This is a genomic window from Rothia sp. QJM3NY_36, from assembly GCF_056173115.1.
In genome coordinates this window covers 2,248,931-2,271,641 of sequence record NZ_CM149658.1, presented here as the reverse complement: position 1 = coordinate 2,271,641, position 22,711 = coordinate 2,248,931, and the positions used below count along the sequence as shown (strand labels likewise).

19 protein-coding genes and 1 tRNA gene are annotated in these 22,711 nt (G+C 71.9%); 9 read left to right on the top strand and 11 right to left on the bottom strand.

What is annotated here, in order from left to right:
• Window positions 1-9: 9 nt before the first annotated feature.
• The 7 genes from pknB to AC0VXQ_RS10080 are packed head-to-tail and all read right to left on the bottom strand — an operon-like array spanning window position 10 to window position 10,283.
• On the bottom strand, window positions 10-2,172 hold the full coding sequence (gene pknB, locus AC0VXQ_RS10110) for a Stk1 family PASTA domain-containing Ser/Thr kinase (RefSeq protein WP_475528625.1): 2,163 nt from the start codon (window positions 2,170-2,172) through the stop codon (window positions 10-12).
• Between the two features lie 7 nt (window positions 2,173-2,179).
• Window positions 2,180-3,967 (bottom strand): protein kinase domain-containing protein, encoded by a 1,788-nt coding sequence (locus tag AC0VXQ_RS10105; protein WP_224799557.1) that lies wholly within the window; start codon window positions 3,965-3,967, stop codon window positions 2,180-2,182.
• Window positions 3,964-5,406, bottom strand: coding sequence for a peptidoglycan D,D-transpeptidase FtsI family protein (locus AC0VXQ_RS10100; protein ID WP_129358009.1), 1,443 nt, complete (start codon window positions 5,404-5,406; stop codon window positions 3,964-3,966). The genes AC0VXQ_RS10105 and AC0VXQ_RS10100 overlap by 4 nt, the downstream gene beginning before the upstream one ends.
• Window positions 5,403-6,929: an FtsW/RodA/SpoVE family cell cycle protein gene (locus AC0VXQ_RS10095; RefSeq protein WP_475528622.1), complete on the bottom strand. Its 1,527-nt coding sequence runs from the start codon at window positions 6,927-6,929 to the stop codon at window positions 5,403-5,405. The genes AC0VXQ_RS10100 and AC0VXQ_RS10095 overlap by 4 nt, the downstream gene beginning before the upstream one ends.
• Before the next feature lie 5 nt (window positions 6,930-6,934).
• Window positions 6,935-8,755, bottom strand: a complete 1,821-nt coding sequence (locus tag AC0VXQ_RS10090) for a protein phosphatase 2C domain-containing protein (RefSeq protein ID WP_475528620.1) — start codon at window positions 8,753-8,755, stop codon at window positions 6,935-6,937.
• A gap of 5 nt (window positions 8,756-8,760) precedes the next feature.
• Window positions 8,761-9,279 carry an FHA domain-containing protein FhaB/FipA gene (locus tag AC0VXQ_RS10085; protein WP_064725861.1) on the bottom strand — a complete coding sequence of 173 codons (519 nt, stop codon included), beginning with the start codon at window positions 9,277-9,279 and terminating at the stop codon, window positions 8,761-8,763.
• The gene (locus AC0VXQ_RS10080) at window positions 9,264-10,283 is read right to left on the bottom strand and encodes an FhaA domain-containing protein (RefSeq protein ID WP_058731031.1); all 1,020 of its coding nucleotides are present in this window, start codon (window positions 10,281-10,283) and stop codon (window positions 9,264-9,266) included. Before AC0VXQ_RS10080 ends, AC0VXQ_RS10085 begins: the two co-directional genes overlap by 16 nt.
• A 260-nt stretch (window positions 10,284-10,543) precedes the next feature.
• On the opposite strand from AC0VXQ_RS10080, the gene AC0VXQ_RS10075 reads away from it, so the two are divergent.
• Window positions 10,544-10,630 (top strand) — tRNA-Leu (locus AC0VXQ_RS10075).
• A 211-nt stretch (window positions 10,631-10,841) separates the two neighbouring features.
• On the opposite strand, the gene AC0VXQ_RS10070 is transcribed toward AC0VXQ_RS10075, so the two are convergent.
• Genes AC0VXQ_RS10070 through AC0VXQ_RS10060 form a run of 3 tightly spaced genes read right to left on the bottom strand, consistent with a single transcriptional unit; the run spans window position 10,842 to window position 13,164 of the window.
• The gene (locus AC0VXQ_RS10070; RefSeq protein WP_061225192.1) at window positions 10,842-11,360 is read right to left on the bottom strand and encodes a ferritin; all 519 of its coding nucleotides are present in this window, start codon (window positions 11,358-11,360) and stop codon (window positions 10,842-10,844) included.
• 53 nt (window positions 11,361-11,413) lie between these two features.
• Window positions 11,414-12,340: a DUF808 domain-containing protein gene (locus tag AC0VXQ_RS10065; protein ID WP_475528618.1), complete on the bottom strand. Its 927-nt coding sequence runs from the start codon at window positions 12,338-12,340 to the stop codon at window positions 11,414-11,416.
• A gap of 11 nt (window positions 12,341-12,351) precedes the next feature.
• A complete protein-coding gene (locus AC0VXQ_RS10060; protein ID WP_058731034.1) occupies window positions 12,352-13,164 on the bottom strand; it encodes an SDR family NAD(P)-dependent oxidoreductase in 813 nt (270 codons plus the stop codon).
• Between the two features lie 360 nt (window positions 13,165-13,524).
• Here AC0VXQ_RS10060 and AC0VXQ_RS10055 point away from each other — a divergent pair, with 360 nt between their 5' ends.
• The 3 genes from AC0VXQ_RS10055 (at window position 13,525) to AC0VXQ_RS10045 (ending at window position 15,293) form a co-directional block, all read left to right on the top strand.
• Window positions 13,525-14,130 (top strand): NAD(P)-dependent oxidoreductase, encoded by a 606-nt coding sequence (locus tag AC0VXQ_RS10055; protein WP_061225195.1) that lies wholly within the window; start codon window positions 13,525-13,527, stop codon window positions 14,128-14,130.
• 48 nt (window positions 14,131-14,178) lie between these two features.
• Window positions 14,179-14,568, top strand: a complete 390-nt coding sequence (locus AC0VXQ_RS10050) for an RNA-binding S4 domain-containing protein (protein WP_058731036.1) — start codon at window positions 14,179-14,181, stop codon at window positions 14,566-14,568.
• Window positions 14,569-14,816: 248 nt separating this feature from the next.
• A complete protein-coding gene (locus AC0VXQ_RS10045; RefSeq protein ID WP_242650361.1) occupies window positions 14,817-15,293 on the top strand; it encodes a DoxX family protein in 477 nt (158 codons plus the stop codon).
• Window positions 15,294-15,425: 132 nt separating this feature from the next.
• On the opposite strand, the gene AC0VXQ_RS10040 is transcribed toward AC0VXQ_RS10045, so the two are convergent.
• Window positions 15,426-16,490 carry a lipoate--protein ligase family protein gene (locus tag AC0VXQ_RS10040; RefSeq protein ID WP_058731037.1) on the bottom strand — a complete coding sequence of 355 codons (1,065 nt, stop codon included), beginning with the start codon at window positions 16,488-16,490 and terminating at the stop codon, window positions 15,426-15,428.
• 181 nt (window positions 16,491-16,671) lie between these two features.
• On the opposite strand from AC0VXQ_RS10040, the gene AC0VXQ_RS10035 reads away from it, so the two are divergent.
• From AC0VXQ_RS10035 to efeO, 5 genes are all read left to right on the top strand, one after another.
• Window positions 16,672-17,733, top strand: a complete 1,062-nt coding sequence (locus tag AC0VXQ_RS10035) for a hypothetical protein (RefSeq protein ID WP_475528615.1) — start codon at window positions 16,672-16,674, stop codon at window positions 17,731-17,733.
• Window positions 17,730-18,731, top strand: coding sequence for a TPM domain-containing protein (locus tag AC0VXQ_RS10030; protein WP_475528613.1), 1,002 nt, complete (start codon window positions 17,730-17,732; stop codon window positions 18,729-18,731). The genes AC0VXQ_RS10035 and AC0VXQ_RS10030 overlap by 4 nt, the downstream gene beginning before the upstream one ends.
• Window positions 18,732-18,793: 62 nt before the next feature.
• On the top strand, window positions 18,794-20,230 hold the full coding sequence (locus AC0VXQ_RS10025; RefSeq protein WP_475528611.1) for an MATE family efflux transporter: 1,437 nt from the start codon (window positions 18,794-18,796) through the stop codon (window positions 20,228-20,230).
• Window positions 20,231-20,478: 248 nt separating this feature from the next.
• Complete coding sequence (gene efeU, locus AC0VXQ_RS10020) at window positions 20,479-21,372, top strand: iron uptake transporter permease EfeU (RefSeq protein ID WP_279752229.1); 894 nt, start codon at window positions 20,479-20,481, stop codon at window positions 21,370-21,372.
• Entirely contained in the window at window positions 21,369-22,694 is a 1,326-nt protein-coding gene (gene efeO, locus AC0VXQ_RS10015) for an iron uptake system protein EfeO (RefSeq protein ID WP_475528609.1), read from the top strand. Before efeU ends, efeO begins: the two co-directional genes overlap by 4 nt.
• The last annotated feature ends 17 nt before the right edge of the window (window positions 22,695-22,711 follow it).

Genomic DNA, 22,711 nt, shown 5'->3' with positions numbered 1-22,711 from the left:
CCGCGGGGCTCAGCCGCGGCGGCTGGCGCTCGGGCTGGGGGTCGCGCTCGCGGTGGGGGCGGCGTCCCCGGCCGGGCTGCGGTCCTCGGAGGAATCCTCTTCGGTGCTCTCCTCTGCAGCGGAGGCCGAGGCCGACGGCGTCGGGGAGGCCGTGCGGGTGGTGCCCGCCGGGCCCTGGGAGACGGTGATCGTGATCGTGGAGCCCTGGGCCACCGCGGTCTCGGCGGCGGCGGACTGCCTGATCACCGTGCCGGCCGGCTGGCTGGAGTGCTCCGTCTCGATCTGGGTGCTCAGCAGCACGTCCTTGTCCGTCAGGGCCGCGACCGCCTGATCGCGGGTCAGCCCCACCAGCTGCGGCACCGCCACCTTGCCGTCGGAGAGCACGAGGTTCACGGTGGATCCGTTGGCCACCTGCTGCCCCTGCGCCGGATCCGTGTCCACGACCATGCCGGCCGGGATGGACGGATGGTGCACGGTCTTCGTGGACCCGGCCACCAGCCCCATCTTCTCCAGCTGGGAGCGCACGTACGCCTCGGACTGCCCGGCGAAGTCCGTCGGGATCGTCAGGTTCGCCGGGCCCTCGGAGACGACCAGGGTGACGGTGGAGTCCTTCTCCACCTGCGTGCCCTCCCGCGGGTCCGTCTTGATCGCGGAGCCGGAGGGGATGGAGTCGTCGTACTCCTTCTTGACCGTGACCTTCAGGCCCTCGTTGCGCAGGGACTCCTCGGCCTGGTCCTGGGCGACGTTGCGCACCGCCGGGACGTCCACGTACACGGGCTTGTTCAGCTCGTGGCTGTAGTACAGCCAGGCCCCGGCCGCGGTGGCCGCCAGCAGCAGGATCACCAGTCCGAGGATGGTGTTCTTCCATGCCGCACGACGTCGGCGCTTCGCGGCCACGGCCTCGTTGCGCTCGTTCTCGTACAGCTCGTCCTCGGAGTACTCGTCCTGGGCCTGCGGGAAGAACCCGGAGACCCCGGCCTCCTCCAGCTGCGGCTGCTCGCCGGTGGCGGTGGTGTACGGGTCGTCCACGGTCTCCATGCTGGTGCTGTCCGGGCCGTACCCGCCGGCGGTCTGATCGTGGGCTCGACCGCCGTAGGCCGCGGCCGCGGCGAGCCCCGCGGCGGCCGCACCGGCCCCGGCGCCGTGGGCCCCGGCGGCGTCGGCGGAGGCGCCCGGGGCGCGCACCACCAGTCCGCGGGCCGCGTTGTCCAGGGCCCAGCGGAAGTCCTCGGCGGACTGGAAGCGATCCGCGCGGGTCTTCTGCAGGGCCGTGAGCACCACCTCGTCCAGGGCCTCGGAGACCTCGGGGCGGTGGGTGCTGGGCAGCTCGGGCCGCTCCGTCAGGTGCTGGCCGGCCACCTCCACGCTGGTGGTCCCGTCGAAGGGCGGGCGCCCGGCGAGCATCTGGTACAGCACCACGCCCACTGAGTACAGGTCCGTGCGCGCGTCCACGACGGCGCCGCGGGCCTGCTCGGGGGCGATGTACCGGGCGGTGCCCATGATCGTGTGCGTCTCGGTCAGCGGGGTCGCCGTCTCCGTGAGGGCGCGGGCGATCCCGAAGTCCATGACCTTGATGCGGGAGGGCCGCCCGAGGGACTCATCCTCCTCGTCCCGGTCCAGGACCATGACGTTGGCCGGCTTGATGTCCCGGTGGATCACCCCGTGCTCGTGGCTGTAGGCCAGCGCATCCAGGATGTCCTCGGCGTAGCTCACGGCGTCATCCAGGCTCAGCTCGCCCTGCTCGGCCAGCAGGTCCTTCAGCGTCGTTCCCCGCAGGCGCTCCATGACGATGTACGGGACCTGCTCGGCCCCGTCCCCGGCATCCAGGGCGACGGTCGGGTCGCCCTCCAGCTCGGGCTTCAGCGCCGGCATGGGAGCGGTGGCCTGGGGATCCCCGTCATCCCGGGACTCCTCGTCCAGCGGGGCGAAGGCCCCGGTGTCGTACACGGCGACGATGCACGGGTGGTTCAGGGAGGCCACGGCCTCCGCCTCCCGCTGGAAGCGGGCACGGAAGGTCGGGTCCTTCGCGTGCTCGGGGCGCAGCACCTTGATGGCCACCTGCCGGCCCAGGCGCGTGTCCTCGGCGGCGTAGACGGTGGCCATCCCCCCGGAGCCGATGACGTCGTGCAGCTCGTAGCGGGAATCGAGAATGCGGGGAACGCGCTGGTTCATGGGTGCATCATCCGTCAGTGTCCTGGGAGGCCTGCTCGGTGGGGGTCGGGCTCGGGGAGGCCGAGGGGGAGGTGGAACGCTGGTCGGAGCCGGAGTCCTGATCCGAGCCGCCGGAGTCCCGGGAGGAGGAGCCGGTGGAGACGTACACGTCCACGCTCGAGCCCACCTCCACGGTGCTGCCCGCCGACGGGCTGGTGCGGATGACCTTGCCGGAGCCCACGCTGTCCGAAGCCTCGTCGTGGCGGGTCACGTTGACCCCCTCGGAGGTGATCTCATCGATCACGGTGTCCGCGTCCCGGCCCTCCATGCTGGAGGGCAGGGTCACCGAGCCGGGTCCGGTGGAGTAGGTGACGGTCACGTCCGAGCCCACCGCCAGCTGGCCCTCGGGGGAGACGCTGAGCACCGTGTTGGCGTCCTGGTCGGAGCGCTGGCCGGAGGACTTCACGCTCAGCCCCTTCCCGGACAGCTCCGAGACGACGACGTCGAGCTTGCGGCCCTCGTAGTCCGAGGAGCGCACCTGCACGGTCTGCTGCCCCGAGCTGCTCTCCTGGGCCTGGGTGGGCTCGGCGGAGGCGGAGGTGACCGTGCCCTGGGTGGGCTGGGTGCCCGGGTCGTCGTCGCCGCTGGCCCCGTTGGTCAGCAGCAGGGCCACGCCGACGGCGATCGCGACGATCAGCACCAGCAGGGGCACGAGCCACCGCCAGGGCCCCCGTCGCTTCCCGTCCTTGCCGGAGGCCGTCGAGCCGGGACCGTCGTAGCCGCCCTGGTACTCCAGGGAGCGCGGCTGCTGATCCACCGCCGGCAGGGAGGCGGTGCTCGGATGGGTCGCGGCACCGGCCGCGGCCCCGGACCCGAAGGTGCGGGTGGGGGCGTCCCCGAGGGCCTCGGTGGGGGCCGTCATCGCCTGGGTGGGATCCTCGGAGCCCAGGTCCAGGTACGGGGCGAGCCCCGGCACGGACTTCACGGCCGCCCGCAGGTCGTTGCGGCGGATCGAGTCCACGGCGCTGGCCAGGGTGGTCGCGTTCTCCGGGCGCTGCGCGGGGTCCTTGGACAGCAGGCACATGATCAGCGCCTGCGCCGGGACCGGCACCGTCTTGGGCAGCGGCGGCGGCGGATCGTTCACTTGGGCCAGGGCGATGGCGATCTGGGACTCCCCGGTGAAGGGGCGCTTGCCGGCCAGGCACTCGTAGCCGATGACGCCCAGGGAGTACAGGTCCGAGGCGGCGGTGGCGGTCTGGCCGGTGGCCTGCTCCGGGGCGAGGTACTGGGCGGTGCCCATGACCTGGCCGGTGGCGGTCAGCGGGACCTGGTCGGCCAGGCGGGCGATGCCGAAGTCCGTGACCTTGATGCGGTTGTCCGGGGTGATGAGGATGTTGCCGGGCTTCACGTCCCGGTGCACCAGGCCCTGCGCGTGGGCCGCGGCCAGGGCGCGGGCGGTCTGGGCGATGATGTTCAGCACCCGATCCGCCGGGAGGGTCTTCTCCCGCTCGATGATGTTGGACAGCGGCTCGCCCGGAACCAGCTCCATGACCAGGTACGCGGAGCCGTCCTCCTCGCCGTAGTCGAAGACGTTGGCGACGCCGGGGTGGTTCAGCAGGGCGGTGTGCCGGGCCTCGGCGCGGAAGCGCTCCAGGAAGCCCGGATCCCCGGTGTATTCCTCTTTGAGGATCTTCACGGCGACGGTCCGGCCGAGGACCTTGTCCTTGGCCTTCCAGACCTCGCCCATGCCGCCCACGGCGATGCGCTCGGTCAGCCCGTAGCGACCACCCAGGGTCGTGGATGATGAGGGCCTCACTTGTCCAACACCGCCTCAAAGATCTTCTGTGCGCCGGGCGAGGTCAGCTGCGCGCCCGTCGTCGCATCTACGTCTTCATAGACAATAGCAACCGCAACCTGGGGATCGTCGGCCGGAGCGAAGCCGGTGAACCAGGCGTCGTTGAGCCCGTCCTGTCCGGTCTCCGCGGTGCCCGTCTTCCCGGCCACCTCCACCCCGGGGACCTTGGCCCCGGAGGCGATGCCGTCGTCCACGTCGTTGACCATCCACTCCTTGATCTGCTGGGCCACCGGAGCCGTCGTGGAGCGGCGCAGCTGCTGGGCCTTGAAGTCGTACAGGGTGGACAGGCTGGAGGAGCGGACCTTGCTGACCAGGGTCGGCTTCATCTGCACGCCGTCGTTGGCGATCGCCGAGGACATCATCGCGACCTGCAGCGGGGTGGTGCGCACGTCGTACTGCCCGATCGAGGCCATCGCCAGCTGGGAGCCGTTCATGTTCTGCGGGAACGTCGAGGAGGTGACCTCCTGCGGGATGCCCAGCTGCTGGCCGTAGCCGAACTTCTCCGCGGCCTCCTGCATCCGCTGCTGGCCCAGCTTCATGCCGATCTGGGCGAAGGGCACGTTGCAGGACTGCGCCAGCGCCCACTCGATGGTCGCCTCCGAGCGGGTGTGGCACTGGCCGTTGACGTAGTTGGGCAGGGTCGTGGTGGAATCCGGCAGGGTCAGGTTCTGCGGGTTGGGGATCACCGAGTCCTTGTCGTACTCCCCGGACTCCAAGGCGGCGGCGGCGTCGATGATCTTGAACGTGGACCCGGGGGCGTACAGGTCCCCGCCGATCGCCCGGTTGGCCAGGGGCTTGTCCGGGTTCCCGTTGAGCTCGTTGTACGCGGCGATCGTGGACTTGGAATCGTGGGAGGACAGCGCGTTGGCGTCGTAGGAGGGGCTGGAGGCCATCGCGAGGATCTTCCCGGTCTTCGGCTCCATCGCCACGATCGCCCCGCGGTGGCCCTGCAGCAGCTGCGTGGACAGCTTCTGCAGCTTGGCGTCCAGGGTCAGCTCCACGGAGGCGCCCCGGGCCTGCTGTCCGGAGAAGATCCGGGAGATGCGGTCGTAGAACTGGGAGTCCGAGTCTCCGGACAGCTCCTGGTCCATGGCCTGCTCGATCCCGGTGGCGCCGTACACCAGGGAGAAGTAGCCGGTGACATCCGAGTAGGTCTCGGAGTCGGCATAGACCCGCTGGTAGTTGAAGCCGTCCTTGGATGGCTGGGAGGAGGCGATCTCCTGCCCCCCGACGAGGATCGGGCCGCGGGCGGAGCCGTACTCGTCATACAGGCGCCGGGAGTTCCAGGCGCTGGCCTCCAGGGAGTCGGCGTCGAAGAACTGGACGTAGGTCAGGGAGCCCAGCAGCAGCACGAACACCCCGGCCACGGCCAGCCAGGTGCGGCGGATCGCTTGGTTCATCGACGGTCTCCATCCGGTTGCGGGGAGGTGGTGGGGGCGGCGCCGTGGGAGTCTGCGCGGGACCGGCCCAGGTGGGAGATCGCCGCGGTGGCCCCGAGCTCCTCGGCGGGGGCGGCGGGGCGTCCCGGCTCCTCCGACGTCGGCTCGGCGGCGTCGTCGACCACCCGCGGGGCGCGGGCGGAGTGGGAGATCGCCAACAGCAGGCCCACGATCACCCAGTTGGCCAGCAGCGAGGAGCCGCCGGCGGACATGAACGGGGTGGTCAGCCCGGTCAGGGGGATCAGTCTGGAGACCCCGCCGACGACGACGAACAGCTGCAGCACCATGACCGCGGACAGCCCCGCCGCCAGCAGCTTCCCGAAGGTGTCCGGGGTGCCCAGAGCCGCGCGCAGCCCGCGGGTGGCCAGCAGGAAGAACAGCATGAGCACCGCGCCCAGCCCGAGCAGGCCCAGCTCCTCCCCGATGAGGGAGACGATCATGTCCGAGTTGGCGAAGGGCACCAGGTCCGGGCGACCGTTGCCCAGGCCGCGCCCGAACAGCCCGCCCGAGGCCAGGCCGAACAGGCCCTGGACCACCTGGCTGGAGCCGCCGAACTCCCGGTTGTACACCTCCGGGTCGAAGGCGTGCACCCAGGAGTCGATGCGCACGGTCACGTGGCCCATGGTCCGGTAGGCGAAGACCCCGCCCACGGCCACCAGCACCAGCCCGATGCCGACCCACGTCAGGGAGTTCGTGGCCAGGTACAGCATCACCAGGAACAGCCCGAAGAACAGGATCGCGGAGCCCAGATCGTGCTGCATGACCAGCACCCCGATGCTGACCAGCCAGGCCACGAGCATCGGCGCGAAGTCCCGGAACCGGGGCAGGCGCACCGGGCCGATGCGCCGACCGGCCAGCAGCAGCAGGTCCCGGTTGGCGGAGAGGTACCCGGCGAAGAACACGGCCAGGGTGATCTTGGCGATCTCCCCCGGCTGGAAGGTGCGCCCGCCCAGGGAGATCCAGATGCGCGCCCCGTTGATCTCCTGCCCCAGCCCCGGCACCAGGGGCAGCAGGAGCAGCACCACGGAGGCCGCCAGGCAGATGTAGGTGATCCGGCGCAGCACCCGATGATCGGTGAGGAACCACACCGTGCCCGCGCAGACCACCATCCCCAGCCCGGACCACACCGTCTGGGATCCGATCACCTGGGCGGAGGTGGTCAGGCCCACCCGGTAGATCAGGGCCAGCCCGATGCCGTTCAGCGCGACCGCGATGGGGAGGATGAACGGATCCGCGTACTTGGCCTTGGCGTGCAGGATCACGTGGATCACCAGGGAGCCGACCATCAGCACGAAGGCGGCCGAGACGATGCGATGGTCCAGGGACTCGGCCAGCTCCAGGTCCACCAGGCACATCCCGCCGATGCCGATGACCCAGGAGAGCACCAGCAGGAGCAGCTCGATCAGCCGCCGCGGGCGCGGCGGACGCGAGGGGGTGCCGGAGTCCGGATCTTCGCCCGCGCGGGGGCTCGGGGCTGCGGTCATCGCGTTCACGGGCGCTCACCGTCCGTCCGGGAGGGGCTGGCGGAGGAGGAAGGGGACGAGGGCGCGGTGGAGACCGTGCCCTGCGGGGCGGGGGAGGCGGAGGGCTTCGCGGCACCGGAGGCCTCCTGCCGCAGGTCCCCCACGATCTGATCCGCCTCCGCGCGGGAGCTGGCGGCGATGCCCGCGCGCACCCGGGACTGGTCGTAGTCCGGCAGATCCGCGACCAGCACGTCGCTGCGCTGCTCGAGGTCGTCCAGGTGGATCGGGCCCAGGGACTGATCCACGCCGCGGTACACCGCGACGTGGCCCTCGGACTCGCCGACGTAGTACTGCTGGCTGACCCAGTGCAGCACGGCCCACGCCGCCCCCACCACCAGCACCAGAGCGAAGGCGGCGATGAACAGGGGCAGCACCCAGCGGCGTCGGGAGGGGGTCTCCTCCACGAGTCCCTCCGGCAGCTCCTCACCCGGGGCGGCCGCGGTGGCCTGGGCCAGGCTGGCCCGACGCTGCACGGTCACCTCCGCGACGGCGGGGATCGCACCGGTGCGGGTGGCCTCCGAGGCCGCTCCCACCAGCACGTGCGGGCGCTCGGCCAGCTCGGTGCGCAGCGCCGAGGCGGAGCTGAGCTCCTGGGTGCCGGCATCCTCCAGGTCCATCCCGGAGCGTTGGGTCATGGCGTTGAGCACGCCGTCGGAGAAGGAGTCGCCCTGCCACGCGCCGTGGCGCAGGGTGTGCCGGACCATCGCTCCGTGCTCGCGGGGCAGGCGACGACGCCACGGGGCCACCCGGCGCAGGGGCCGGGCCTGCTCGGGTCCGCCGGGCTGGGCATCGGCCTGCTGCGCGTCGGTGTCGGGGGTCTCTTCCGCGGTCTCCGGGTCCTCGCGCTCGGCGGGGTCCCCGCTCGGCTGCTCGCCCGAGTGCTCGACCGGCTGCTCGGCCGGCGGACGGGCGGTGTCGGTCGCGGCGTCCTCGGCGGGCGAGTCCGGAGCCCGCCGGTCCGCGTCCACGGGCGGGCTGGAACGCAGGGTGCGGGTGGTCGCGGTGGGCAGCGCCGGGGCATCCTGGGCGGGCAGGCGGCTGGTCGTGGGCTGCGTGGCATCCGGGTCCGGGATGACCTCCACGATCGCCACGGTCACGTTGTCCGGGGCGCCGCCGTCCAGGGTCCGCTCGATCAGGGTGCGGCAGATCCGGTCCAGGTCCTCGCCGCCGGCTAGGGCCGCGCGGATCTCCTCCTCCGGCACGACGCCGGAGAGCCCGTCCGAGCACAGCAGCCACCGGTCCCCCGGGACGGCGTCCACCCGCAGCAGCTCCAGCTCGGGGGAGGCGTCGGTGTCCCCGAGGACCCGCATGACCACGTTCTTGTGAGGGTGGTGCTCGGCCTCCTCCGGGCGGATGCGGCCCTCCTCCACGAGGCGCTGCACGAAGGTGTGGTCCGTGGTGACCTGCTCGAAGTCCTCCCCGCGCAGCCGGTACGCCCGGGAGTCCCCGATGTGGGCGACCTCGATCTGGTCCCCGTCCACCAGTAGCGCGGTGCAGGTGGTGCCCATCCCCGCCAGCAGCGGGTTCAGCTCCACCAGCTGGTTGAGGATGATGTTGGCGGTCTGGATCTCATCGGCCAGGTACGTTCCGGCGGAGCCGTGGTAGCCCGGGTGGTCCAGGGGGGTCAGGTCCAGCACGGTGGCGGCGGAGGCGACGTTGCCGCCGACGTGCCCGCCCATCCCGTCCGCGACTACGACGAGGTAGCGCCCCGTGTAGGCGGAGTCGTCGTTCTTGGACCGCACCCGACCCGTGTCCGAGGCGGCGGCGTAGCGGAAGGCGATGCTCATGGGCCTCAGGCTCTCAGCTCCAGCACGGTGCGCCCCACGGTGAACGGCTCCCCGGGTTCCAGACGGGCGGTGCGGCTCAGGCGCTGATCGCCCACGAAAGTTCCGTTGGTGGAGCCGAGGTCCTCGAGGAACCAGCGGGAGCCCTGCGGGAACAGGCGGGCGTGGTGCCCGGAGCAGTAGTCATCCTGCAGGGTCACGGTGCAGTCCGGGGCCCGTCCCAGCAGCACCGGGCCGTGCCCGAGGGCCGCGACCCGCCCGGCCTCCGGGCCGTCCACGATCACCAGCTGGCCCGGCAGCTGGGGGGCCGGGGGCATCTGCTGGCGGAATCCGGCGGACGCGGAGCTCTCCGCCGGGGGCGCGGCCTCGGCCGAGCGGGCGCGACGGCGACCCGGCAGAGCGGTGAAGCGCACACCCTGCCCGACGCCGAGATCCCGCCGCTGAGCCGCGAGGATCACGAAGACGAAGACCCACAGCAGGGCCAGGAACCCGAAGCGCAGCAGAGTGACGGTCAGCTCTGAGGCCATGCGGTGCCACTCCTCGGGGTCAGCAGACGGAAGACGATCGTGGTCCTGCCCATTGTAATGACGGACCCGTCCGTGAGCTCCCGTCGCCCCCGCAGCCGCTCCCCGTCCACGGTCGAGCCGTTGGTGGAGCCGAGGTCCACGGCGAGGTAGACCCCGTCCTGGTGGAGGATCTCCAGGTGGCGCCGGGAGACCCCGGTGTCCTCCACGGTGATGTCCGCCGCGGAGGAGCGGCCCAGGACGACCGACGGGGCCCGCAGGGTGAAGCGCTGCCCGTTGATGTCCAGGACGGGCTGCGGTCGGGGCGCCGCCTCCGGGTGCCGCACCGCACCGGCACCGGAGCGCCCCTCGGCAGCGGCGGCCTGGGCCCGGGCGGCACCCCGCCGAGAGCTGGGCACCCGCGGGGCGATGCGCGAGGAGCCGGTGGGCAGGGAGCCTGCCGCGGCCGCGGCCGCGGCGGCGGGGGCTGCCTCCGCGGGGATGGGCGCCCCGGCGTCGGGGGCCTGCGGGGCGCGACGCCGGTACTGGCCCTGATCCGAGGACGCGGTGCGCGTCCCGTCCTCGCGGGGGCGCGCGGCGGCCGGGCGGGGCCGACGCCGGTCCCGGGAGGCCTCCTGCGGGTGGCGCCCGGAGCGCTCCTGCCCGGAGGTCACCACGAACTCGCCGGGACGCAGCTCGCCGGTGCGGTCCCGGGTGAAGCTCACCCGCACGGCCCCGCGCAGGGTGTAGCCCTGGGCGCGGGCGTGGCGGATCGCGACGTCGCACAGTTCCTCGGCGAGGTCCTGACCCCAGTCCTGGGCGCGGGGGAAGTCGGTCTCGGAGAACTCGATGACGAAGACGTTGGGGGCGATGGTGCGGCCCTCGGCGATCGCGTAGGCCTTGTTGTCCATCTCCGCGCGCAGGCGGCTGGCCAGGTCCACGGGCTCCAGGCGGTGCTTGGAGCCCGCGCTGAAGACTCCCCGCACGGCCTTCTCCAGGCCGCGCTCGATGTTCTCGATGACTCCCATTGAGTCCTCCTCGCTCCGGGCCGCCGTCGGGGGCGCCCTGCGCGGCGCAGGGCTCTCGCGGGCCTCGTCCCAGGATAGAGGAGACCGCGCCGCCCCGTGCCGGGACGGACCTGGGGATCCGCTGGGCGCGGGATGGTGCGGGCCGGGACGGGGGTGGCGCAGCTCATGCTCGCGCGGATTGGACAGCGCCGCCGGGGGCTGGGTACAATCAACAGCGTTGCTTTTCGCGACGACCCTCCAGGGTCGCTGCGAAGGTCCACGCGCGAGTGGCGGAATAGGCAGACGCGCACGGTTCAGGTCCGTGTTCCTTAATCGGAGTGGGGGTTCAACTCCCCCCTCGCGCACCAGTCGGAACCGGCTGATCGCTTCGGCGGTCAGTCGGTTCTTCGCGTCTGGAGACCCTTCTCGCGGTCCGGATGCGGCCTATGTGCTGAGATGCGGGGTTCCTGCTGAGGTGCGTCCCGGCGTGCGGTATCTCAGCACGAACGCGGTATCTCAGCAGAAACCCCGCATCTCAACGGGTGGGGTGAGGTGGGGTGATCTCCTCGGGAGGCCGGATCAGTCGTCGGCCTCGGTGCCCTCCTCGGGGCGCTGGGCCAGCTCGGCGTCCAGGCGCAGGATGCCGGAGCCGTCATCGCCGACCAGCTTCACGCGGCCGATGATCTCGGAGACCGTGGCCTCCTCCTCGATCTGCTCGTCCACGAACCAGTTCAGCAGCGGGCGGGAGTCGTAGTCGCCCTCGGCGTCGGCCTCGCGGTACAGCTCCCGGATGGACTCGGAGACCTTCTGCTCGTGGGCCAGCGCGGCCTCGAAGATCTCCAGCACGGACAGCCCGCGCTTCACGCCCGGGGCGGGGATGTCCCCGATGGCGGCGTGGTTGTCGCGGTCCGCCAGGTGGTCGATGAACTTGTTGGCGTGGACGATCTCCTCGTCCGCCTGGTGGCGCAGCCACGCGGCGATGCCGGGGAGGTCCTGCTCCTCGGCCTCGATGGCCAGCTGACGGTAGGTCAGGGAGGCCTCGAACTCCATGGTCACCTGGGCCTGGAACTTCTTCTCAAGATCTGCAGACATCTTCATGGTCCCGACGATATCCGCGAAACCGCTCCGTGTCAGCAGTGCCCAGCCTTGCCTCAGCCGCGGGTGCGGCGCACCAGAGCGACGGCGCCCACCACCACCGTGCCGGCGAGGAACCCGGCGACCATCGCGCACAGCGTCTCCACGAGCCACGTCAGCGCCCCGGCCGCAGCCCCCGCGCCGTGCACCAGGTGCTCCGCGGCGTGCACCAGCGCCATCGGTGTGTGCCAGCCCAGCTCATCCGCGCCCGTGAGCAGCAGGTGCCCGCCGACCCACAGCATCGCGAAGACCCCCACCACGGAGATCACCGTCATGACCGCGGGCATCGCCCGCACCAGCCCGGCCCCCACGCGCCGGGAGGCCGGCCCGCCGCGGCGCGACAGGGCCAGCCCGACGTCGTCAGCCTTGACCAGCAGCCCCACGACCCCGTACACGAGCACCGTGATCACCACGGCCACGATCACCAGGACCACCGCGCGGGACCAGAACCCCTCCGAAGCCACCTCGTTCAGGGAGATCACCATGATCTCCGCGCTGAGGATGAAGTCCGTGCGCACCGCCCCGGAGACCACCTGCCGCTCCGCATCGGGACCCTGGTGCGCGGCCGGCTCCTCCTGCGGGGCATGCCCGGTCAGCTTCTCCCAGATCTTCTCCGCGCCCTCGAAGCACAGGTAGGCGCCGCCGATCATGAGCAGCGGGGTCAGCGCCCACGGGGCGAACTGGCTCAGCAGCAGCGCCAGCGGCAGGATGAGCAGGATCTTGTTGCGCAGAGAGCCCTTGGTGATCTTCCAGATGATCGGCAGCTCCCGCGCGGGACTGACCCCCTGCACGTAGCGCGGAGCCACCGCGGTGTCGTCCACGACGACGCCGGCCGCTTTCGCGCTGGCCCGTCCGGCCGCCGCCGCGACGTCGTCCGTGCTGGCCGCGGCCATCTTCGCCAGCGCCGCCACGTCATCCAGCAGCGCCGCGAGCCCTCCCGCCATGACCGGGTCCGCTACTTCGCCTCGACGCGCGGGCGGACCCACACCTCGGTCAGCTGGGTGTCCGCGGGGGCGTCCAGGACGTGGCGCACCGACCGGGCCACGGTCTCCGGCTCGATCAGCCGGGCCGGGGCGGCCTTCGGGTAGTCGTCATCCCACTGCACCATCGGGGTGTCCACGGGCCCGGGGGCCACGGTCGCCACCCGCAGCCCGGTCTGCGCGGTCTCCTGCCGCAGCCCGTCGGCCAGGGCCTGGACCGCGTGCTTGGAGGCGGCGTAGGCCACGTTGTACGGGTTCACCGCCCGGGAGGCCCCGGAGCCCAGGAACACCACGGTGCCCGGCAGGGCGTCCGCCTCCACCGGGGCCGCGGCCTCGCGCAGCAGGGGCAGCAGCACCCGGGTCAGCTCCGCCGGGGCCATCACGTTGGTCTCGAGCATGTCCCGCCAGTGGGCGATGCCGGCGTCGGCCACGGTGGCGCGCGGGGCGATCGCCGCGGCGTGCACCAGGGCGTCCGCGCGCGGCAGCCGGGAGAACACCGCGTCGATGCCCTCCAGGTCCGTCAGGTCCGCGACCAGCGGCAGGATCGCCCCGGGGGCGGCCTCCGGGCGCCGGGGGCCCTGCTGGGCGCGGGCGGCCAGCTCCTCGAGGCGCTCGCGGCGGCGCCCGACGGCCACCACGAGCCGGTCCCGGGACAGGTCCAGGGCGATGCGCGAGCCGATGCCGCCGCTGGCGCCGGTCACGACGACGACGGGCAGGTCGGAGCGCTGGGTCGCGTCCTGGATGGCGTCGAGATCTGCGGAGAGGGTGCTGTGCTGCTCGGTGCTCATGGGGACAGCCTACGGGGCGAGCCGGGGGTGCGTGTCGGGTGCGCGCCGACCCCGGATGCTTCGGCAAGCTCAGTATTGTCAGGTGGTTCCCAGGTCCCTGGGGGTGCGGCCACAGGATCGGCCCCTATCGTCATCAGTACCTCATGAAGGTGCGAGTGATTGATGAGGGGCGGACCGCGAATCCGCTCCCACCGACGGCCCGGCCGCAGCGTCTCCCACGACGCGGCGTCCGGGCCGTCGGCGTCTGCGGGACCCGCTCCTGCGCGCACCCCCCGCCGCGTCCGGGAATAGAGTCCCCGCCCCGCGAGTTGATTGATCCGTAAAGCAATCGGCCGTGAGGGCCGGGACGAGGAGGAAGCCATGAAGATCGCCGTCATCGGAGCCACCGGCATGATCGGATCCCGCACGGTCGCCGAGGCCGTGCGCCGCGGCCACGTCGTGGACGCCTACAGCCGCAGCGGCCGCACCGTCGAGGGCGCGGACGCCTCCGCGGCGCTGGACCTCGCGGACACCGCCGCCGTCATCGACGTGATCGGCCGGCACGACGTCACCCTGATCGCCGCCGTCTCCGGTCGCGGCGGGGAGATGGACCAGAACGTGGCCGACCACCGGGCCCTCATCGAGGCCGCCCCCGTGGGTCGGCTCGTGGTGGTCGGCGGGGCCGGGGCCCTGCAGGCCGATGCCCAGACCCGCCTCAAGGACACCCCGGACTTCCCCGAGCAGTTCAGGACGGAGGCCCAGACCTTCTCCGACGTGCTGGACCTGTACCGCGCATCCGAGGGTCTGCACTGGAGCATGCTCGCCCCCGCGCCGATGATCGCTCCCGGGCAGCGCACCGGCAGCTACCGGACCGAGCTGGACGTGCCGGCCGGGGAGAGCATCTCCGCCGAGGACTTCGCGGTGGCCCTGGTGGACGAGGCGGAGTCCGACGCCCACGCCGGCCGCCGCTTCACCGTCGCCAACTGAGCCGCCGGGGGCCGGGGGCCCGGGTGCGGCGTCGATAGAGTGGTCGCCATGAGCACCACCGACCCCGCCCCGCAGGGTCCCGGCAGCGTCCGGCTGGACGCGTGGCTGTGGTCCGTGCGCCTGTTCAAGACCCGCTCCGCCGCGACCGCCGCCTGCCGGGCCGGGCACGTACGGCTGGACGACCAGCCGGTCAAGGCCTCCCAGCCGGTGCGCGTCGGCGACGTCGTGAAGGTCCGCCAGCCCGGCTGGGAGCGGGTCTTCGAAGTCACCCGGCTGATCGCCAAGCGCGTCGGGGCGCCCGTGGCCCGGGAATGCTACGTGGACCATTCCCCGCCCAGACCCAGCGCGCTCACCGCCCCCGTCCCGCGGCGCGAGCGCGGGGCCGGGCGGCCCACCAAGAAGGAGCGGCGCGAGCTGGATCGGCTGCGGGCTCGCTGAGCCGCGGAGGGAGCTGGCACCGCAGCGCGTCCTCCGCGAGCCGTCATCCCCGTGGCCACCGGGACCCTGCGCACGACCGCGAGGGCGGCGTGTGGCCCTCTGCCGTGCCGGGACGGCTGAGAGCTTAATCGGCGGGTCCGGGGCCGACGCCGCGCTCCGGTGTGGAGAAGAATCGCAGCCGAGACAGGATCGGCCGCACGACGAGCGCGCGGCGGTCCGTTCACGAGAAGAGAAGGGAAGGCACGAACATGATGGGCAAGCGTCGTCAGCGTCGTCAGCAGGAGCGCCGGCTGCAGCGGTTCCAGGAGGCCGCCGGAGTGCCGCAGGGGGAGGACCGCGTGGTGCCCGGGCACCCGGGTCGCAGTCTGGCCCGGGTGGCCCTCGGCGGATTCCTGACCTTCGCCGGGGTCGGGCACCTGACGTTCTCCCGGCAGGAGTTCCAGGCGCAGGTGCCCTCCTGGATGCCGCTGGACCCGGATCTGGTGGTGCTGGGCTCCGGGGTCGTGGAGATCGCCCTGGGGCTCGGCCTGATCTCCGGGAAGAGGCCGAAGATGTTCGGGCACCTGGCCACGGGCCTGTTCATCGGGGTGTTCCCCGGCAACGTCGCGCAGTTCGTGGAGCGCAAGGACGGCTTCGGGCTGGACACGGACCGCAAGCGCGCCGCGCGCCTGCTCTTCCAGCCCGTGCTGGTGGACTGGGCCCTGTCCAGCACCCGCCAGGACTGACGCCCCGCTGAGATACCGGGTTCGTGCTGAGATACCGCACGGCGGGACGCATCTGAAGCACGATCTCCGCATCTCAGCACGAAACCCGACCCCGGCCCCCGCCCTCGGTGGGCGGGGACTGCTGCCTGAGCCTCAGGGGACCCGGTGGGTCCACTCCTCGGTGCCGAACTTCTCCTCCACCAGGCGGCGCCCGGCGTCGAGCTCCTCCTGGCTCAGCTGACCGTCGGCGGCACCCGTGCGGGCGCGGAACACCCGCGTCATCGCCGCGATGATGCCCTCCCGGGACTCCCCGGTCTGCCGGCGCAGCGGGTCCACCCGCTTCTTGGCGCTGCGGATGCCCTTGTCGGAGATCTTCGCCTGCCCGACCCGCAGCACCTCCATCATCTTGTCCGCGTCGATGTCGTAGGACATGGTCACGTGGTGCAGGATCGCGCCCGGCACCCGCTTCTGGGCTGCTCCGCCGATCTTCCCGCCGGTGGAGGTGATGTCGTTGATCGGCTTGTACCAGGCCTGCACCCCCAGCTCCCCGAGGGCCTGCAGCACCCACTGATCCAGGAAGGCGTAGGACTGCTCGTAGCTCAGCCCCGCCACCAGGGAATCCGGGGCGTACAGCGAGTAGGTGACGCAGTTGCCGCCCTCCATGAACATCGCCCCGCCCCCGGAGATCCGGCGCACGACGTCGATCCCGTGCTCGGCCACCCCTTCCGGGTGCAGCTCGTTGGCGTAGGACTGGTAGGAGCCGATCACGGTCGCCTTGTCCTCCCAGTCCCAGAACCTCAGCGTCGGCCCGCGCCGCCCGGCCTGCACCTGCTCCAGCAGGTGCTGATCCAGGGCCACGTTCAGCGCCGTCGGCAGGGTCCCCGGGCGCAGGATCTCCCAGGAGAAGTCGGAGAAGTCCTGCGCCTCGGTCACCGCCCGGCGCACCGTGAGGGCGACGTCGGCGGTGGAGAAGCCGTGCAGGTGCAGCTCCTGCCCGAAGGGCGCCAGCGCCGCATCCAGCCGCGCGGTCAGGGCCGCGCCGTCCTCGTGCACGGAGGCGCCGACCAGGGCGGGGGCCAGACTCTCGAAGGCCTCCTCCGGCTCCAGGAAGAAGTCCCCGGAGATGGTCGCGGCCGTGATGCGCTCGGCGTCGGTGGTCACGTCCGCGACGACGAGCTTGCCGCCGGGGACCTTGATCTCAGCATGGTGTCCGCTCATATCCTCCAGCCTAGGACCGCCCGGGTCCCTCCGCCCGACCCGATCCCGCTTCCGGCGGATACGACCAGGACCGCGGAACCCGCCGGACCCGTCCGCGCAGACCGAAGACCGCCGGCTCGCGGGCCGCCAGGCGCGCTCGCGCCCGGTCCGCGCCTCGCCCCGGTGGAGGTCCTCCTGGCACGTGCCCGTGGGGCTGTTCGTCCTGGCGCTGTCCGTGCTCGGCGTCGTCGCCGGCACGCTGACGGGCCGGATGCCGTGGGAGACGCCCAGCAGCGCCACGGCCCAGTTCCGCTCCGCGCAGACCTACCGGCTGGAGTCCGGGCATACCTACGACATCTACAGCAAGGTGCTGCTGCTGGAGGACGCCTGCACCGTGACCCCGCAGGGCGGAACCGGAGCGGTGCTGCGCCAGGACCTGGACCTGGACAGCGCCGTGGTGCAGGACGAAGCCCTCTGGGTGCCGGTGCTCACCTTCCGGGTGAGCGCGGCCGGGGCGTATCGGCTCTCCTGCGAGGCCGGGCACCCCATGCTGCTGGCCGATCCCCAGCAGATCCCGGATCAGCACCGGCAGAACACCGCGGTGATGGGTGAGAACGACGCGGACGTCGCCGTCCTCCTGGGGGCCTTCCTCGGCCTGCCGCTGCGGGCGGTGCTGTGCGGGGTCGGCTCCGCGCGACGTCGACGCCGCCCCGGGGAGGGCCGGCAGAAGACGGGCCGGAACCTCACCGTGCTGGGCGGGGCCATGATCCTCACCGCGATCGGGCTGGCGATGCTCACCCCCTCGGCGGGGATCCCCGGCGGGCAGAGCTTCTCAGGGTCCCGCGAGATCACCCTGCCCGCGGATGCCGAGATCAGCATCTACCGGGCCGAATGGATGTCCGGACCGTATCCGCAGAAGTGCACCGTGGAGGCGGTGGAGACGGGCGGGGACGGCCGGGTGCGCCCGCTGCCCCTGGACACCGCCAGCACCGGGTGGGACGGGGAGGCCCTGCTGCGTCCCGTCGCGACGGTGCGCACCGGTGAGGCCGGGACGTACCGGGTCTCCTGCCCGGACGGCAAGAAGGCGACGGCGGCCGGGCCGCACCGGATGTGGACCGCGGACCACGGCATCGCCCCCGGGGTCTTCGGTGAGACGGCGGCCGTGCTGCTCCTGCCCGCCCTGCTCCTGCTGATCCTCGGGCCCATCCTGTGGATCGTGGGGCACCGTCGGATGACCGGGAAGGGGCGGTGGAGATGGGTATGAGACTCAGGGCCCTCATCGCCCTGCTGCTGGCCGCGCTGATCCTGGCCCTGGGCGGCTGCGGCGGGGAGCCCGGTGATCTGCCCCAGCGGCCGCCCGGCGGCAACGTGCTGGACCAGCTGAACGTGCTCTCCGCAGCGGACCTGCGGGAGTTGAACCGGCTCATCGAAGACGGCAACCGCACCACGGACCGGGTGCGGGTCGCCGTCGCCATCGTGGAGAAGTCCAGCGGCGACTGGGAGCAGTGGACTCGGGAGCTGGCCACCCGCTGGGCCGTGGGTGATGCCGGCAGGGACAACGGCGTGCTGATCGCCGTGGACATGGACCGGCGCAAGACGCGCATCGAGGTGGCCGACGGTGCCCGCGAGATCCTCCCGGATCGGGCGGCCGAGGAGCTGCTGGACGACGTCCTGGGCCCCGGCCTGAAGGAGGAGCGCTACCGGCAGGCCCTGTCCTCCACGATCCAGCAGATCTACCGCCGGGCCGACGGCTCGCCGATCCCGTACCCCCGCAGCACCGCCGCCTCCGTCGTGGTCGGCGTGATGGCCTTCGGCACCGGCGGGATGCTCGCGGCGATCCTGATCTGGCCGATCGTCGTGCTCACGCGCCGGTACCGCAACCCGGCCCGCCGCACCCCGGACGGCGGCCAGACCGCGATGGCGGAGATGGACCGCTTCGAGCGGGAGCACCCGGGGGTGCGGGTCTCGCGCACCACGCGCCAGGCCTACCTGGGATACCGCACGTACTACATCGACATGCCGAGGCCGGGGGATCAGGATTCCGTCGATCCCACCGTGCGGACCATCTGGGTCGCGACCTTCCCCGCCTGGCTGGCCCTGTACCAGCAGGTGCCCCGGCTCTACAGCGGTTCGGGCCGTCCGGCCTGGGGATCCTCCTGGACCCCCGCGTACGGGTCCTACGCGGGTTCCTCCTCCGGCGGCGGCTCCTCCTTCGGCGGGGGCGGCGGGTTCTCCGGCGGCGGGGCCAGCGGCAGCTTCTGATCTCTCCCGACGCCGGGCAGTCCGAGCCAGCCCGGGTGTCGCTCGGCTCCTAGACTGATCCGGTGACCTCCCGCCAGTCCCCGCAGCAGCCCGACGCCGCCCCTGCCGCAGACGCCGCCTCGAGCGCCCCGGCCGGGTCTGTGGCCGCGGACCCCCGCTCCCTGAACCGGCAGATCCTCGCCCTGGCGGTGCCGGCCTTCGGCGCGCTGATCGCCGAGCCGCTGTTCGTGCTCGCGGACACCTCCATCGTCGGGCACCTGGGCACCCCGCAGCTGGCGGGCCTGGCCGCGGCCTCCCAGGTGGTCACCACCGTCGTCGGGCTGATGGTTTTTCTCTCCTATTCCACGACCCCCGCGGTGGCCCGGGCCTACGGGCGCGGGGACCTGGCGGGGGCCTACCGCAAGGGCGGGGACGGGCTGTGGACGGCGGCCGGGCTCGGCGTCGTGCTGGCCGTGCTGGGCTGGAGCTTCGCCCGGCCGCTGCTGGCCGCGGTGGGCGCGCACGGGCCCACCCTGGAGCACGCGGTGGCCTACCTGCGCTGGTCCATGCCCGGCCTGCCCGCGATGCTCGTGGTCCTGGCGGCCCTGGGGATCCTGCGGGGCCTGCAGGACACCCGGACCCCGCTGTACGTCGCGGCCGTGGGGGCGGCGGCGAACGTCGGGATCAACTGGGTGCTGGTCTATCCGCTGGGGATGGGCATCGCCGGCTCCGCCCTGGGCACCTCCCTGGTGCAGTGGGGCATGGCCGCGGTGTACCTGGTGATGATCGTGGGCGGGGCCCGCCGGCACGGCGTGGCGCTGACGACGACGCCGCGGCGCCTCGGGGCGATCCTGTCCGTGGGGTCCTGGCTGATGCTGCGCACCCTGTGCATGCGGATCGCGATCCTCGCGACGGTGGTGGTCGCGACCCGCCAGGGGGAGACCAATCTCGCCGCGTATCAGCTGACGATGTCCGTGTTCAGCTTCCTGGCCTTCGGTCTGGACGCCCTGGCGATCGCCGCGCAGGCCATGCTCGGCAAGGAGATGGGCGCCCGGGACGTGCGACGGGCCGAGGACCGAGCGCAGGTGAGGCACCTGATGGACCGGCTGATCCGCTGGTCCCTGGGCTTCGGGGTGGTGACCGGGCTGCTGTGCCCGCTGATCGGGTGGGCGCTGGGCCCGGCGTTCACGCAGGACCCGCAGGTGCGGGGGCTGTTCCTGCTGGCGATGCTGGTGGTCGCGGTGGGTCAGCCGCTGGCGGCCTACGTGTTCATCCTCGACGGCGTGCTGATCGGCGCGGAGGATGTCCGGTATCTGGCCGTGGCCTCGCTGATCGCGCTGCTCGGGTACCTGCCCGGGCTGCTGGCGGTGGGGTGGGCCTCCGGTCCGAGCGGCACCGGTGCGGGGCCGGATCCCGCTGGATTCGTGTGGCTCTGGGCGGCATATGCCGGGCTGTTCATGGGTCTGCGCGGGCTGACCCTGGGTCTGCGCGCCCGCCGCGACGTCTGGATCCGCACCTGACCAGCCTCCCTCTTCCCTCCCGCAGAACTGGAGATGCGTGACATTCCTGGGCGTGCAGCACCCCGGAATGTCACGCATCTCCCGTTGTGCGTAACGGTGCGGTGGGCAGGGGCCGCCAAGGGCGAGGTAAGGCTATACTGAGTCCGCCCGCCTGCGCCCCCGACGTCGTGCCGCCGTCCATCGGCGTGCCCCGCGGAGACGCGGCGAGCGAGTTCACATCCGCTCTTCCCTCGAGGATCGTCGCGTCCATGTTCATCGCCAATCTGCTCATCGCCCTGCGCGAGGGCTTCGAGGCCAGCCTCGTCGTCGGCATCCTGGTGGCCTACCTGGTCAAGGCCGGGCGCCGGGACGTGCTGCCCAAGCTGTGGGCCGGCATCGGTCTGGCCGTGCTGCTGCCGCTGGGGGTGGGCGCCCTGCTCACCTGGGGCCCCAAGACCCTGACCTTCCAGGCCCAGGAGATCATCGGCGGCGGGCTGTCCCTGGTGGCCGCGGCCCTGGTCACCACCATGATCTTCTGGATGGGCCGCAACGCCCGCGCCATGAAGCACGAGCTGGAGAGCTCGATGGCGGGTTCCCTCGCCAAGGACGCCAAAGGCTGGGGCGTCGTCTGGATCGCCGTGCTGGCGGTGGGCCGCGAGGGCGTGGAGACCGCCCTGTTCATCTGGGCCACGGTGCGCTCCTCGATCGAGCAGAACGCCTTCCTGACCACCGCCGGGGTGATCACCGGGCTGGTGCTGGCCGTGATCCTGGGCTGGGTGGTCTTCCGCAGCACCCGCCGGATCAACATGCACCGCTTCTTCTCCTGGACCGGGTTGTTCCTGATCTTCGTGGTCGCCGGCATCGTCTCCTACGGGATCGGCGACCTGCAGGAGGCCGGGGTGCTGCCCGGGGTCTTCCACCACGCCTGGGACCTCAGCGCCTGGCTGCCGGAGAACTCCTCACCGCTGTTCTGGCTCTACGTGCTGCTGCAGGCCATGTTCCAGGTGAACCTGCAGCCCACGGTCCTGCAGGTCATCGGCTGGTGGCTGTACCTGGTCCCCGTGCTGTTCTTCTTCCTGCGCCAGGTCCGCGGCAGCGCCCCGCGGCCCGCGGCCCACCCCATCGAATCCGTCCGTCCCGTCGAATCCCGGAGGAACCCATGAGAATCACCCGCCCCCTGAGCGCCGCCGCCGCCGTGCTGCTGGCCGTCACGATGGCCGGCTGCACCGACAACCCCCAGAACTCCGCCTCCTCGGACTCCAGCGCCGGCGGGGGCTCCGGGGACACCCAGACCGTCAAGGTCACCATCACGGACGACACCTGCCAGGTGGAGCCCGCCGAGGTGAAGTCCGGGAAGGTGAAGTTCGAGATCACCAACCAGGGCACCAAGCCCAATGAGCTGGAGGTCCTGGCGGAGAACAAGCTGCAGATCGAGTCCGAGCAGGAGAACGTCGGCCCCGGCACCACCGCCCAGCTCACCACCGCCCTGGAGCAGGGCACCTACTACACTGCGTGCAAGCCCAACATGGTCGGGGACTTCGTGGGGCTGAGCCAGTTCACGGTGACCCAGGGCGAGAAGGTGGAGATCGGCGACGACACGAAGGCCGCCGAGGACAAGGCCATCGCCAACTACACCAGCTACACCAAGGACCAGGTCGGTCAGCTGCTGACCGCCACCCAGGAGTTCACGCAGGCCTACACCTCCGGGGACACCGAGCGCGCCAAGCAGCTGTACCCGCTGGCCCGCCAGCACTACGAGCGGATCGAGCCCACCGCGGAGTCCTTCGGCATCAAGGAGGCCGGGGACCTGGACACCGCGATGGACGCCCGCGTGCAGGACCTCGCCGCAGACGCGGACAAGAAGGTCACCGACCCCGAGGTGCTCAAGGACTGGACCGGGTGGCACCGGATCGAGGCGGACCTGTTCACCGAGGACGGCTCGCCCTTCACGTTCGCCTCCGCGGCGGACCGGAAGAAGGCCGCCGACCAGCTGGATGAGGACACCCAGAAGCTCTACGACCTCGTCTACGGGAAGGTGGACGGGGCCAGCGGCAAGTTCCAGCTGAGGCTCTCCGACGTCGTCGACGGCGCCTCCTCCCTGATGGAGGAGGTCGCCAAGTCCAAGATCGTGGGGGAGGAGGAGACCTTCTCCCACACGGACATGTACGACTTCAAGGCCAACGTGGAGGGCGCGAAGGTCGCCTACGGCAACGTGCAGGACCTGGTGAAGAAGCAGGACGCGGACCTGGACCGCAAGATCGCCGAGAGCTTCGAGAAGGTCGACGGGCTGATCGACGCGCAGAAGGACGGCGAGGTGGACGGGCAGGCCACGTACAAGCCCTACGACCAGATCGCCGCGGTGCAGAAGGATGCCGGGGAGGCCCCCTCGGACAAGGACTACACGAAGGTCCAGCGGGAGTTCTCCGACGCCGTCAACGCCCTGAGCGAGCCGCTGTCCCAGGTCGCCGGCACCGTCCTGCACTAGTCCCCGACCCGCCCACC